We start from the raw sequence: 12928 nt of genomic DNA on the forward strand, positions 1-12928 counted from the left end.
GCCGGCCCGGGGCCCAGGTCGTGCGTCCGGCCGAACTTGCCTCCGCTCTGCGGCCCGAGCTGTACGCCGACATGGGCTACCGGGCACGGCAGCGCGCGCGAGCGGTGGGTGTGAAAGCGCGGGGCGCGTGGGCCGGGGTATGGGGCGCGGGGCCGCAGGGCACGGGCCGCGGGGCGCGCTGTGTACGGGCGGGGCGCGGTGGCGCACGGCCACAGCATGCGGGGGCACAGGCGCGCTGCGTGCGGCCACAGGGGCGAGGCGCAGGCCGCGGGCGCGGAGCATGGGGCATGGGAGGCGCGGCGCGTTGCGGGCGGGTACGGGAGTGCGGCGGTGCCTGGACACGGGGCTGTGGGCCTGCGGGCATGGCCCGGGGCGCGCTATGCGCCGGCGCGGCGCGTGGCCGCGGGGCATTGGGGCGTGGGCGCGAGGTGCGGAGGCGCGAGGGCACAGGGAGCGGCCCCAGGGTGCGGGGTGCAGGGCGCGAAGGAACGGTGGCGCGTGGGCAAGGGCCCGGGGCGCACGGCATGGGGCGCGGGCAGGGGCACGGTGGCGCGTGGGTGCGGGCCTGCCGCATGTGCACGGTGCGGGTGCACAGGGCGCGGGGCGTGCGGGCATGGATTGCGCGGGCAGCGGCGCGGGGGCGCTGGGCGCAGGGGCGTGCTGCGGGTGGGTGACGCGTGCTGGGCTGGGGTGCGACAACGTGGGAGGCGAGGGTGTGCGGGCGAAGACGGTGGTGAGCCCTGTCGGCGCGAGGGGGTGGGCGGGCGAGGCTCGGCTGGGGTGCGACGACGTTGGAGGCGAGGGTGTGCGGCCTGGGCGGCGAGGGTGTGCGGCATGCGAGGGTGCGCGGCGAAGGCGGCGGTGAGCCCTGCCGGTGTGCGAGGGCGTGGTCGCGTGGTGGTGAGGATGGCGGGTGCTCGGGGCGAGGTCGCGTGGTGGTGAGGGTGGCGGGGTGCTTGGAGGCGTGGTCGTGCGGTGGCGGGGTGCGCGGGGTGTGGTTGTTCGGGGCGGTGGTGGTGGGGTGCCGGGGTGTGAAACGGGTGAGGGGGCGGGTGGTTGACGGGTGGGGTGGGGGCGGTAATGTGCCCCACCCCTAGCGACGCCTTTCGGAGCTGCGGGTGGGGGTTCATCACCTCACCGGCTCTCTGGAGGCTCCAAGATGTCCAGCCGTTCGCCGTTCAAGCGGCGCGATTTCCGGCTGCTCCTGTTCGGGCAGACCACCGCCCAGCTCGGTACGCAGGTCAGCGGCGTGGCGGTGCCGTTGCTGGCCGTTGTGACCCTTGATGCCTCGCCCCTGCAGCTCGGCCTGATCACGGCCTCCGGGACGGTCGCGTTCGCGGTGATCGGGTTGCCGGCCGGGGCGTGGGTCGATCGGTGGCGGCGGCGGCCCGTGCTCGTGGGGGCGGATCTGGCTCGGGCGGTGGTGCTGGCCACGGTTCCGCTCGCCGCCATGCTCGGGGTGCTGGGCATCTGGCAGCTCGTGGTCGTCTCGCTGCTGGCCGGGGTTGCCAGGGTGTTCTTCGATGTGGGGTACCAGAGTTATCTGCCGTCTGTGGTGGGGCGGGAGGGGCTGCTCGCGGGTAACTCGGCGATGGAGAGCATCCGGGCGGGTGGGCAGGTGGCGGGGCCGGGGGTCGGTGGGTGGGCCGTGAGTGTGCTGGGTGCGGCGAACGTGGTGCTGGTTCAGGCGGTCACGTTCGCTGTGTCGGCTGTCTCGTTGCTGGCCATCAAGGCCCCTGAACCCGCGCCGGTCCCCGCCGCATCGGGGTCCGCGGGGCTGGGTGCTGAGATCAAGGAAGGGCTGGTGGTCGTTCTCAGGACGCCGGTTCTGCGGGCGACCGCGATCACCAGTGCCGCCGGGAACTTCGCCTTCGCCATCGCGTCGGCGGTGAGCTTCGTGTTCATGGTTCGCACGCTCGGCCTGTCGCCCACCGGCATCGGGCTCGTGCTCGCCGCCGGCTCCGTCGCCGCCCTGGCGGGGGCGGCTCTCACGCCGGTGCTCGCGCGCTGTGCGGGGTCGGCGAGGGTGATCTGGCTGGCCCTGGCCGTGACGGGGCCCGTCGCGATGCTCAGCCCCCTGGCGGGGCGGGGCTGGGGGGTGGGGCTGCTCGTGGTGGGGACGGCGGCGGGGGAGCTGGGGCAGATCGTGTACGCGGTCACGAACGTCAGCCTGCGCCAGCGGCTGTGCCCGGAGCGGATGCTCGGCCGGGTCAACGCCACCATGCGGTTCCTCATGATGGGGCTGTTCCCCCTGGGCGCCCTGCTGGGCGGGGTGCTGGGGGAGGTGGCGGGGGCGCGGCAGACCCTGTGGGTGGCGGCGGTCGTCGTCCTGCTGTCGCCGCTGCCGGTGTACGCGGCTCTGCGAGGCGTGCGGGACGTCGAGGACCTGGACGCGGCTCTGCGGGAGTGAAGGACGTCGAGGATCTGGACGGGGCCCTGCGCGGTGTGCGGGACGTCGACGACCTGGGCGGGGAGGGGGTGCCGGAGGGCGCCCCCTCCCCGGGGTCGGTCAGGCGCGGCGGAGCTGGAAGGTGAGGCCGAGGTCGGCGTCCGTGTGGGACGGGAGGTCCGCGGCGGTGCCCTCTTGGATGGTGGTCGCCAGGACTTCCTCGCCCACCACGTGACCCTGCGTGCGCAGCGCGGCGGCGAGGTCGTCGGAGGTGGCGCTCCACCACAGGTCGATCCGGTCGGTGATGGACAGGCCGGTCGACTTGCGGGCCTCCTGGACGAGGCGGATGACCTCGCGCAGCAGGCCGGCGCGGCGCAGCTCGTCGGTCAGCTCCAGGTCGAGCGCGATCGTCTCGCCCGTGCCGGTGCCGATGGCGCCGGTCTCGACGGCCCAGCCGGAGCGGGGCTGCTCGTTGACGATCACCTCGTCGGGGCCGAGCATGACCTCGCCGAGCTCGTCGGCCTCCACCATGACGGTGGCGCCCGAGCGCAGGGCACGGGCGACGCGGGCGGCGTCGGCGGCGGTGACGGCGGCGGCCACGAGCTTGGTCTGGGAGCCGAAGCGCTTGCCCAGGGCGCGGAAGTTCGGCTTGATCGTGTAGGACACGAGGTCGGCGCTGAAGCCGGACATGTCCTCCAGTGCCTGGACGTTCAGCTCGTCGGCGACGAGGCCGCGCAGCTCGTCGGGCAGCGACGGCCAGCCGTGCGCGCCGACCAGGGCCCGGCGCAGCGGCTGGCGGGTCTTGACGCCCGAGGAGGCGCGGGCCGAGCGGCCCAGCTCCACCAGGCGCCGCACGAGGGCCATCTGGTCCGACAGCGCCGGGTCGAGCAGGTCCTCGCGCACCTCGGGCCACGTGGCGAGGTGGACCGAGGAGGGCGCGCCGGCCGGGCGCAGGACGTCCCACAGGTAGTCGGTGACGAACGGCGTGATCGGCGCCATCAGCCGCAGCACCGTCTCCAGGCACTCGTACAGGGTCGCGAACGCGTCCTGGGAGCCCTGCCAGAAGCGGCGGCGCGAGCGGCGGACGTACCAGTTGGACAGGTCGTCGAGGAAGTCGGCCAGGCGGCGGCCGGCCCGCTGGGTGTCGTACTCGTCGAGTGCCGAGGTGACCTCGGCCACCGTGCGGTGCAGCTCGGCCAGCGCCCAGCGGTCGAGCAGCGGGCGCTGCGCCGCCGGCGCGGCCTCGGCGAGCTTGTCGGGGGACCAGGACTCGGCGTTGGCGTAGAGGGTGAAGAACGACGAGGTGTTCCACAGGGTCAGCAGGACCTTGCGGACGATCTCCTCCAGCGTGGTGTGGCCCACCCGGCGGGCCGCCCACGGCGAGCCGGAGCAGGCCATGAACCAGCGCAGCGCGTCGGCCCCGTGCTGGTCCATCAGCGGGATCGGCTCGAGGATGTTGCCCAGGTGCTTGCTCATCTTGCGGCCGTCCTCGGCCAGGATGAGGCCGAGGCAGAGCACGTTCCGGAAGGACGACTGGCCGAAGACGAGCGTGCCGACGGCCATCATCGAGTAGAACCAGCCGCGCGTCTGGTCGGTGGCCTCGCAGATGAAGTCGGCCGGGTAGACGTCCGGCTTGCCGCGCTCGCCCCACTGGGCGAACGGCATGGAGCCGGAGTCGTACCAGGCGTCGATGACGTCGGGCACGCGCGTGGCCAGGGCGCCGCACGACGGGCAGTCGAAGGTGACGTCGTCGACGTACGGGCGGTGCGGGTCGAGGGCCGAGACGTCGCGGCCGGCCAGCGTGCCCAGCTCCTCCAGCGACCCGACGCACGTCACGTGCGACTCGTCCTCGGAGCACACCCACAGCGGCAGCGGCGTGCCCCAGTAGCGCGAGCGCGACAGCGACCAGTCGACGTTGCCGCGCAGCCACTCGCCGAACCGGCCCCACTTGATCGTTTCGGGGAACCAGTTGGTGTCGGCGTTCTCGGACAGCATCTGGTCCTTGATCGCGGTGGTGCGGATGTACCAGGAGGGCAGCGCGTAGTAGAGCAGCGCCGTGTGGCAGCGCCAGCAGTGCGGGTAGCTGTGCTCGAAGTGGCCGCCGCGGTAGAGCAGGCCGCGCGCCCGCAGGTCTTCGGTCAGCTCCTCGTCGGCGTCCTTGAAGAACTTGCCGCCGACCATGGGCACGTCGTCGAGGAAGCGGCCGTCGGGGCCGATCGGGTTGACGACCGGCATCTCGTACTTCCTGATCACGGCCATGTCGTCGGCGCCGAAGGCGGGCGCCTGGTGGACCAGGCCGGTGCCGTCCTCGACGGTCACGTAGTCGCCGAGCACGACGTAGTGGGCGCCGGGGATGTCGACCAGGTCGAACGGGCGCGTGTAGGTGGTGTGCTCCAGCTCGCGGCCGGTGAAGCGGGCCACCTCGGTGGCGCCCTCGCCGAGCACCGACAGCAGCGGCTCGGCCACGACGAGGACCTCGCCGTCGGCGGTGCGGGCCGCGACGTAGGTGACGTCGGGGTGCACGGCCACGGCGGTGTTGGAGACGAGCGTCCACGGCGTGGTCGTCCAGATGAGCAGCGCGGCGCCGAGCTCGGCCAGCGGGCCGGAGGTGGCGGGCATGCGGACGTAGACCGACGGGCTGGAGACGGTCTCGTAGGCGCCGGGCTGGCCCAGCTCGTGGTCGGACAGGCCGGTGCCGCAGCGCGGGCAGTAGGGCGTGATGCGGAAGTCGCGGAACAGCAGCCCCTTGTCGAAGACGACCTTCAGCGACCACCACACGGACTCGACGTAGGACGGGTCCATCGTGCGGTACGCCTGGGACAGGTCGATCCAGTAGCCCATCCGCTCGGTCATCTGCTCGAACGCGTCGACGTGCCGCAGCACCGACTCGCGGCACTTGGCGTTGAACTCGGCGATGCCGTACGTCTCGATGTCGCGCTTGCCCGACAGGCCCAGCTCCCGCTCGACGCCCACCTCGACGGGCAGGCCGTGGCAGTCCCAGCCCGCCTTGCGGGGCACGCTGAAGCCGCGCATCGACTTGTAGCGGGGGAACAGGTCCTTGAAGACGCGGGCCTCGACGTGGTGCACGCCGGGCAGGCCGTTGGCGGTGGGCGGGCCCTCGTAGAAGACCCAGGCGGGGTTGCCCGCGTTCTGCTCGACGGAACGCTCGAAGATCTTCCCGTCCCGCCAGCGGTCGAGGACCTCGCGCTCGAGCGCGGGCAGGTCGACCTGCGCGGGAAGAGAGCGGAATGATGGGGAAGACATCTCGGGCGCGACCTCCACGCTTGATCAAACGACTGGGCTTGACGCGTGAAGGGACGAAGCCTGGCGGCTCCGCGGTACCACCCTTCTTGACCCCGCGCGGGGCGGGGCCCTCTTCATTTGGGCTGCTGCCGGGTCTAATGAGCTCTCGGGAGAGCCGTTCTTCCGGCGGCTCCGGGGTGATATCCCTCACAGTGGGGCCCCATCAACGCCTTGCAGTCTCAAACCATAACGCAGAGTGGAGGCGAAGGCTTCCTTGTTTTCCTGGTGGCGCCCCGTCCCCCGATCAGCGGCCGGTACGCAAGTCGTCAACGGCGCAAAGATGTGGGAATGGACGCCGCTGGGGAGGAGTTGAATGCGCGAGGCGGGATAGTACGGGGGAGGTAAACCGTCCGGCGGGTCGTTTGCCGTTCCGTTATCTGGATCCTAAGCTGCCCGCACCATTTACGGCCTTGATCAGCAATGGAGGCAGCCATGGCGGCAGTCACGCAGACCGCGACACCCTCGATGTGGTCGGAAGAGGAGCTGGCCGAGGTACGCGGCAGGCTCCAGACGGAGATCGACGAGCTCGAGGCGGACATCCTCCGCCACGAGTCGGAGATAGCCTCTGGGGACGTGACCCAGGGCGCGGGCGACGACCAGGCCGACGCCGGCGCCAAGACGTACGAGCGCGAACGCGAGATCGCCCTTACCCTGAATGCGCGCGATCTGGTCGCGCAGAACGAACGTGCGATCGCCAGGATCGACGCAGGGACCTATGGAGTGTGCGAATCGTGCCACAAGCCGATCGGCAAGGAACGCCTCCAGGCGTTCCCGAGGGCGACGCTGTGCGTGACCTGCAAGCAGAAGGAGGAGCGCCGGTAACGGGCTCCCCCTCCACGGGCACGGGAGGCGCGGCGGGCAGGCCCCGCCGGCGCCTCTTCGCCGTTCTCGTGGCGCTGGCGGCCGTGATCTACGCGGCCGACCTGGCCACCAAGACGGTGGTGCTGCGGTCGCTGGAGGGTGAGCCGCCGCTGGTCGTCATCCCGGGCGTGCTGCAGTTCAGGGTGATCTTCAACTCGGGTGCCGCGTTCAGCATCGGCACCGGGATGACGTTCATCTTCACCTTCATCGCGGCCGGTGTCGTCGTGGCGATCGTGCGCACGGCGCGCAAGCTCGGCAGCCGGTCCTGGGCGGTCACGCTCGGCCTGCTGCTGGGCGGCGCGACGGGCAACCTCACCGACCGGCTGCTGCGCTACCCGTCGGGGTTCGGGCGCTCCACGCAGCTCCAGGGGCACGTGGTCGACTTCATCGAGGTGCTGCCGGGCAACTTCCCGGTCATCGACTACTTCCCGGTCTTCAACATCGCCGACTCGGCGATCGTCTGCGGCGGCATCCTGGCGGTGATCCTGGCCTGGCGCAACGTGCAGATCGACGGGTCGAAGGAGGTGGGCGGCAAATGAGTGAGCAGCGCAGCCTGCCGGTGCCCGACGGGCTGGAGGGCGAGCGGCTCGACGCCGCCCTCTCGCGGCTGTTCGGCTTCTCCCGCACCCGCGCGGCCGAGCTGATCACGGCCGGCGAGGTGCTCGTGGACGGCCGCCAGCCGGCCAAGTCGGACCGGGTGCACGCGGGCGCGTGGCTCGACGTCACGCTGCCGCCGCCGGTCAGCACGCCCATGCCGGTGGCCGAGCCGGTGCCGGGCATGTCCATCGTGTACGAGGACGACGACATCATCGTGGTCAACAAGCCCATCGGCGTGGCCGCCCACCCCACCGTCGGCTGGACCGGCCCCACGGTGATCGGCGGGCTGCTCGGCGCCGGGCACACGATCGCCACCAGCGGCGCCGCCGAGCGCCAGGGCATCGTGCACCGGCTCGACGCCAACACCACGGGCGCCATGGTGGTGGCGAAGAGCGAGCACGCCTACTCCCACCTCAAGCGGGCCTTCAAGGAGCGCACGGTCGACAAGCGCTACCACGCGCTGGTGCAGGGCCATCCCGACCCGTTCAGGGGCACGGTCGACGCGCCCATCGACCGGCACCCGTCGGGCGACGGCCGCTTCGCGGTGGTGGCCGGGGGCAAGCCGTCCGTCACGCACTACGACACGGTGGAGGCGTTCAGGGCGGCGTCGCTGCTGGACATCAAGCTGGAGACGGGGCGCACACACCAGATCCGGGTGCACATGTCGGCGCTGCGCCACCCGTGCGTCGGCGACCTGCTGTACGGCGCCGACCCGACGCTGGCGGCCCGGCTCGGCGTCACGCGGCAGTGGCTGCACGCGGTCGCGCTCGGCTTCGAGCACCCCTCGACGGGGGAGTGGATGTCGTTCAGCACCGACTACCCGCAGGACCTGCAGAAGGCGCTCGACATCGTGCGCGAGGAGTCCTAGCCGCTCAGGCGGACTTCTTCTTCTTGCCCTTGCCGAGCGCCCGGCCGTTGCCCGTGCCCTCGATCTGGCCGGGGGCCCGGCCGGTGGCCTCCTCCTTGGTCTTGGTCGGCTTCGGCTCCTTGGTGGGGGTCTTCTTCTTCGCCGTGGGCGACGGGCTGCGCGGCTGCTGCTCGCGCGTCGGGGGCGGAGTGCTGCTGGTCCTCGCCTCGTGGGACTGCGGCCGGGACTGGGGCGGAGACGGCGGCCCGGAGGGGGACGGGGCGGTGCTCTCCGGCCGGGTGGTCTTCAGCTCCGGGGTGGGCGACTCGTACACGGTCGTCTTCTCGGTGGTCACCACGGCGGGCACGGGGCTGGGGGTGACCGGCTGCCGCGGGCGCTGCGACCACCAGGCCGCGCCGCCGGTGACCAGCCCGACGGCCAGCGCGCCGCCGACGATCGCGGCCAGCGGGAGCAGCCGCCGCCGCGGGCGCCGGTGACCCGCCGGGACGGTGACGGGGCCGGTCCGCTCGGGCGCGGCGCCGGTCAGGATCGCGGTCAGCCGCCGCTCCGCCTCCTCCAGCGACATGCGCTCGGCCGGGTCCTTGCGCAGCAGGCCGAGCAGGACGGGGGCGAGCACGCCCGCGCGGGCCAGCGGCCGGGGCTCGGCGTGCATGACGGCGCCCAGCGTGGCCAGGGCGGTGTCCCGCTGGAAGGGGGAGTGGCCCTCGACGGCCATGTAGAGCGTCACGCCCACCGACCACAGGTCAGAGGCGGGCGTGGCCCGGCCGCCGGCCGCCCGCTCCGGCGCCATGAACGCGGGGGTGCCGACCAGGATGCCCGTCCTCGTGACCGGCGCCTCGTCCTCCGTGGTGGCGATGCCGAAGTCGGTCAGGACCGCGCGGCCGTCCTGCGACAGCAGCACGTTGTCGGGCTTGACGTCGCGGTGCAGCACCCCGGCCGCGTGCGCCGCGCGCAGCGCCTCCAGGAGCTGTAACCCGATGCCCGCCGCCTGCGCGGGCGGCATCGGACCCTCCTCGCGGATCAGCGCGCCCAGCGTGCGCGACTGCACGAGCTGCATGACGATCCAGGGATGACCGCGCTCCTCCAGGACGTCATAGACGGTGGCCACGCCGGGATGCGCGACCCGGCCCGCCGCCCTGGCCTCGCGGAAGGTCCGTACGGCGAACTCCTCGCGCTCAGGGCCGCTCATGTTGGGAGGGGGAAGCACCTCCTTGACGGCCACGTCCCGGCCGAGCACCTCGTCGTGGGCATGCCACACCATGCCCATGCCACCCTTTCCGATGGTCCTGAGCAGCCGATAACGCCCGCCGACCACCAACCCCACTGAATCGGACATGCACGGCGACTACCCCAGAAGCATCCGGGCAAGCGCGGTGACCACGGCCGCCGAGGCCAGCACGACGAGGAACGGCGCCCGCAGCAGCAACGCCACCACCGCCGCCCCCAGCCCCGCCGCCCGCGCCGGGTCGAAGCTCAGCCCGCCCTGGGCCGTGAACGTCTGCACCGCGATCAGCGCCGCCAGCAGCGCCACCGGCACCAGCTCCGCGAACCTGCGCACCCGCGGATGCTCCAGCACCCGCCGGGGCGCGGCCAGCCCCGCCAGCTTCAACGCGTAGCAGCCCGCGCAGACGGCCGCGATCGCCCACCACAACGCCATCGGAGCACCCCCTGTCATCGGAACAGCACCACCAGCACCGCGACGGCCGACAGCAGCACCGGCACGCCGGCCGGCAGGAACGGGGTCGCGCACAGGGCGATCGCCGCCGCCCCCGCCGCCAGCCAGCGCAGCTCGGCGCTGGCCGCCAGGCGCGGCCACAGGATGGCCAGGAACGCCACCGGGCCCACCACGTCCAGGCCCAGCACGGCCGGGTCGCCCAGGAACGAGGTGCCGTACGCGCCGGCCAGCGTGCTCAGGTTCCAGGCGGTGTAGAGGCTGGCGAACGTCGTCACGAAGCCCGTGCGGGCCGACTCCGGGGTGGGCTGGGCCATCGTGACGGCCGTGGTCTCGTCGATCACGCCGTGGGCGGCCAGCAGGCGGCGCGGGCCGCGTACCCGAAGGAGCTCGGCCATGCGCAGGCCGTAGAGCGTGTTGCGGCCGCCGAGCAGCAGCGCGCCCAGCGTGGCGGCCACCAGGTCGCCGCCGGCGGCGACCGCGCCGGTCAGCGCGAACTGCGAGGCGCCCGTGAACGCCAGCAGGCTCAGCACGCACGCCTGCGGCACGGACAGGCCCGCGGTGACCGCCGCGGCGCCGAAGGCGATCCCGGACAGGCCCACGGCCAGCCCCACGCCGAGACCGTCCCGCACGGCGGCGGAACGGGAGGTCGTCTCTTCCATGCCGCCCGACGCTAGGCGCCGGGCGAATCGCCCGTCTTGTACGTTCTTGCGGCTTGTTGATGGGCGGCGGGCTCGTACACCCCCACGCCCGCTGATGGGCGGTGGCTTCTACGCCCCTGCGGCCCGCTGATACGCGGCGGGCGGAACGCCGACGATGCGCTTGAAGTGGCGGCTCAGGTGGGCCTGGTCGGTGAAGCCCACCTCGGCGGCCACCCGCGCGGGCCGCACGCCGGACCGCAGCAGCCGGCGCGCCTGTCGCACCCGCAGCGAGGTGAGATACGCGTGCGGCGGCAGCCCCGTGACGGCCTTGAACGCCCGCAGCAGCGCGAACGGCCGCGCCCCCACCGCCTGCGCCAGCCCCTCCAGCGTCGGCGGGTCCACGAGGCTCTCGTGCAGCACGTCGAGCGCCGCGCGCACCGCCCGCCTGCCCTCCGCCGGCAGCACCGCGGCGGGCCGCGGCGCGGCGTGACGCGACAGCAGCCGGGCGAACATCGTGCGGCTCAGCGTCGAGGCCGCCAGCGCGTCACCCCGCTCGGCCGCCTCGTGCGCCCGCCGCAGCAGCGCCGCCACCTGCTCGTCGCGCACCACCTGCTCGGGGAAGTACGGCGTCCCGTACGGCGCCCCCAGCTCCGCCGCGATCCCGGCCAGCGCGTCGATCGACGGATAGAGCATCCGGTACGCCCACCCGCCCGGCACCCCGGCGTGCCCCGTGTGCACCGCGTCGGGGTTGACCAGCACCAGCTCGCCCGCCGCCGCCCGGTGCAGCGTGCCGCGGTAGTCGAACTCCTCCACCCCCGAGACGATCAGCCCGATCGCGTAGCCGTCGTGCACGTGCCGGGAGAAGCGGTGCGTCACGTAGCGGGCCTTGAGCAGGTCGGTGCCCGGCACCGCCGGGTGCCGCCAGAACCGGGCCTGCTCCTTCACAGGGGCCTGAACGTCTTGACGAACGTCTCGAAGTAGTGCCGGTCGGCGTCCCAGCGGGAGTCGGTGGTCTCCCAGTACAGCGCGTACGGGCGGCCGTCGTCGGTGTGGAAGCCGCGGTTGATCACGTGGATCGTCTGCCCGTCGCGGACCCGGGTGAACTCCCAGTCGGCCGCCTTCAGCCCCAGGTAGCCGGTGGGGGTGATGCCGACGCGTTCGTACTGCTGGAACTCGCCCTTGGCGCGGATCTCCTTCTCCAGGCCGAGCCAGTGCCGCACCGGGTCGTCCCACGGGATGTCGGGGACGGTCCACTCGACGATCATCATGCCGGGGCTGCCGGGGCCCTTGATGCTGATGCTGTCCCGGGTGGGGTTCTTCTCCGCGCGCCACCGCTCGGGCATCGCGATCCGGAAGCGGCCGGCCGCGTTCCGGTACGAGCGCCAGCCGTCGGGCACCGTCGCCGCCGTCCGGGTGGGCTCGGGGGTGGCGGTGGCCAGTGCTTCGGTGGGTGCTTCGGTGGGGCTGGGGGCCGTCCGGGTAGGGCTGGGGGTCGGGCTCACATTCGAGGCCGTGGCGTTCCATTTGTCGGACAGCAGGACGCCGCCCGTGCCCAGCGCCGCGACGGTCACCAGCGCGGCGGGCAGGCCGATCCAGAGCGCCTTGCGCCGCCCGCGCCGCTGCTCGGGCATGGTGTGCGACGGGCCGGAAACAGGCCCGCCCGGGTGCGGGCCGCTGCCGGTCGTCCCCCAGTGGCTCCCGCCCGCTGGGTCGGTGGTGCCGCGCCGGCCGGGGCCGGTGGCCGCCTGCCAGTGCGACGGCGGGGCGTCGGGAGGCGCGGGGGCGAACGGGCCGGGCGGCGCGGACGCGGCCTCGTACAGGAGTCTGGCGGCCTGCTCGGCGGACAGCCGGGCGGCGGGGTCGCGCCGCAGCAGCCCCATGATGACCGGCTCCAGCGCGCCGGCCCGCACCGGCGGCTCCGGCTCGTCGCGCAGCACCGCCGCCACCGTCGCGGCCCACGAGTCGCGCTTGAACGGCGGCCGGCCCTCGACCGCCGTGTACAGGGTGGCGCCCAGCGCCCACAGGTCCGACTCGGGGCGGGCGGGATCGCCGTTCAGCCGCTCGGGCGGCATGTACGCGGGCGTGCCCACCAGCCCGCCCGTGGCCGTCAGCCCCGCCTCGGTCTCCATGGAGGCGATGCCGAAGTCGGTGAGGACGACGCGGCCGTCGTCGGCCAGCAGCACGTTCTCGGGCTTGACGTCACGGTGCAGCACGCCGGTGGCGTGCGCGGCCCGCAGCGCGTCGAGGACCCGGCCGCCGATCACCGCGGCCTGCCCGGGCCGCAGCGGCCCGCTCTCGCCGATCACCTGCGCCAGCGAGCGCGAGCGGACGAGCTGCATCACGATCCAGGGCCGGCCGTCCTCCTCGACGACGTCGTGGATGACGACGACCGACGGGTGGTCGAGCCGCCCGGCGGCCCTGGCCTCCCTGATGGTGCGGCGGTTGAGCTCGGCCCGCTTGGCGTCGCCGACGCCGGTGTAGCGGACCTCCTTGATCGCCACCGTACGGTCGAGCAGCTCGTCGTAGGCCCGCCACACGACGCCCATGCCGCCTTCGCCGAGCGGCTCGATGAGGCGGTAGCGATTGCTGACGTGCAC

At 73.3% G+C, this 12928-nt stretch carries 10 protein-coding genes; 4 read left to right on the forward strand and 6 right to left on the reverse strand.

Features of this window, described 5'->3' with window-relative positions:
* The first annotated feature begins 1159 nt into the window (after positions 1–1159).
* A complete protein-coding gene (locus KIS93_RS54625; protein WP_080041050.1) occupies positions 1160–2410 on the forward strand; it encodes an MFS transporter in 1251 nt (416 codons plus the stop codon).
* 99 nt (positions 2411–2509) lie between these two features.
* On the opposite strand, the gene ileS is transcribed toward KIS93_RS54625, so the two are convergent.
* The gene (gene ileS / locus KIS93_RS54630) at positions 2510–5653 is read right to left on the reverse strand and encodes an isoleucine--tRNA ligase (protein ID WP_080047027.1); all 3144 of its coding nucleotides are present in this window, start codon (positions 5651–5653) and stop codon (positions 2510–2512) included.
* A gap of 471 nt (positions 5654–6124) precedes the next feature.
* Here ileS and KIS93_RS54635 point away from each other — a divergent pair, with 471 nt between their 5' ends.
* From KIS93_RS54635 to KIS93_RS54645, 3 genes are all read left to right on the forward strand, one after another.
* Positions 6125–6514, forward strand: a complete 390-nt coding sequence (locus KIS93_RS54635; protein WP_186405017.1) for a TraR/DksA family transcriptional regulator — start codon at positions 6125–6127, stop codon at positions 6512–6514.
* A gap of 68 nt (positions 6515–6582) precedes the next feature.
* Complete coding sequence (gene lspA / locus KIS93_RS54640) at positions 6583–7092, forward strand: signal peptidase II (protein ID WP_222108024.1); 510 nt, start codon at positions 6583–6585, stop codon at positions 7090–7092.
* Positions 7089–8018, forward strand: coding sequence for an RluA family pseudouridine synthase (locus KIS93_RS54645; RefSeq protein WP_080041047.1), 930 nt, complete (start codon positions 7089–7091; stop codon positions 8016–8018). The genes lspA and KIS93_RS54645 overlap by 4 nt, the downstream gene beginning before the upstream one ends.
* A 4-nt stretch (positions 8019–8022) precedes the next feature.
* On the opposite strand, the gene KIS93_RS54650 is transcribed toward KIS93_RS54645, so the two are convergent.
* The 5 genes from KIS93_RS54650 to KIS93_RS54670 all read right to left on the reverse strand — a co-directional run bounded on the left by KIS93_RS54650 (position 8023) and on the right by KIS93_RS54670 (position 12928).
* Positions 8023–9354, reverse strand: coding sequence for a serine/threonine-protein kinase (locus tag KIS93_RS54650; protein WP_080041046.1), 1332 nt, complete (start codon positions 9352–9354; stop codon positions 8023–8025).
* Between the two features lie 9 nt (positions 9355–9363).
* Positions 9364–9675: an AzlD domain-containing protein gene (locus tag KIS93_RS54655; protein WP_080041045.1), complete on the reverse strand. Its 312-nt coding sequence runs from the start codon at positions 9673–9675 to the stop codon at positions 9364–9366.
* Between the two features lie 14 nt (positions 9676–9689).
* Entirely contained in the window at positions 9690–10352 is a 663-nt protein-coding gene (locus KIS93_RS54660) for an AzlC family ABC transporter permease (RefSeq protein ID WP_080041044.1), read from the reverse strand.
* A 108-nt stretch (positions 10353–10460) separates the two neighbouring features.
* Positions 10461–11276: an AraC family transcriptional regulator gene (locus KIS93_RS54665; RefSeq protein ID WP_230466403.1), complete on the reverse strand. Its 816-nt coding sequence runs from the start codon at positions 11274–11276 to the stop codon at positions 10461–10463.
* Positions 11273–12928 carry a protein kinase domain-containing protein gene (locus tag KIS93_RS54670; RefSeq protein ID WP_080041043.1) on the reverse strand — a complete coding sequence of 552 codons (1656 nt, stop codon included), beginning with the start codon at positions 12926–12928 and terminating at the stop codon, positions 11273–11275. Before KIS93_RS54670 ends, KIS93_RS54665 begins: the two co-directional genes overlap by 4 nt.

The organism is [Actinomadura] parvosata subsp. kistnae, from assembly GCF_900323885.1.
GTDB classification, from domain to species: domain Bacteria; phylum Actinomycetota; class Actinomycetes; order Streptosporangiales; family Streptosporangiaceae; genus Nonomuraea; species Nonomuraea composti.

Excerpts from the sequence above, each read along its gene's own strand:
- ileS (WP_080047027.1), bottom strand. The coding sequence starts at position 5,653 with ATGTCTTCCCCATCATTCCGCTCTCTTCCCGCGCAGGTCGACCTGCCC.
- KIS93_RS54660 (WP_080041044.1), bottom strand. The coding sequence starts at position 10,352 with ATGGAAGAGACGACCTCCCGTTCCGCCGCCGTGCGGGACGGTCTCGGC.
- KIS93_RS54645 (WP_080041047.1), top strand. The coding sequence starts at position 7,089 with ATGAGTGAGCAGCGCAGCCTGCCGGTGCCCGACGGGCTGGAGGGCGAG.
- KIS93_RS54635 (WP_186405017.1), top strand. The coding sequence starts at position 6,125 with ATGGCGGCAGTCACGCAGACCGCGACACCCTCGATGTGGTCGGAAGAG.
- KIS93_RS54655 (WP_080041045.1), bottom strand. The coding sequence starts at position 9,675 with ATGGCGTTGTGGTGGGCGATCGCGGCCGTCTGCGCGGGCTGCTACGCG.
- KIS93_RS54650 (WP_080041046.1), bottom strand. The coding sequence starts at position 9,354 with ATGTCCGATTCAGTGGGGTTGGTGGTCGGCGGGCGTTATCGGCTGCTC.
- KIS93_RS54625 (WP_080041050.1), top strand. The coding sequence starts at position 1,160 with ATGTCCAGCCGTTCGCCGTTCAAGCGGCGCGATTTCCGGCTGCTCCTG.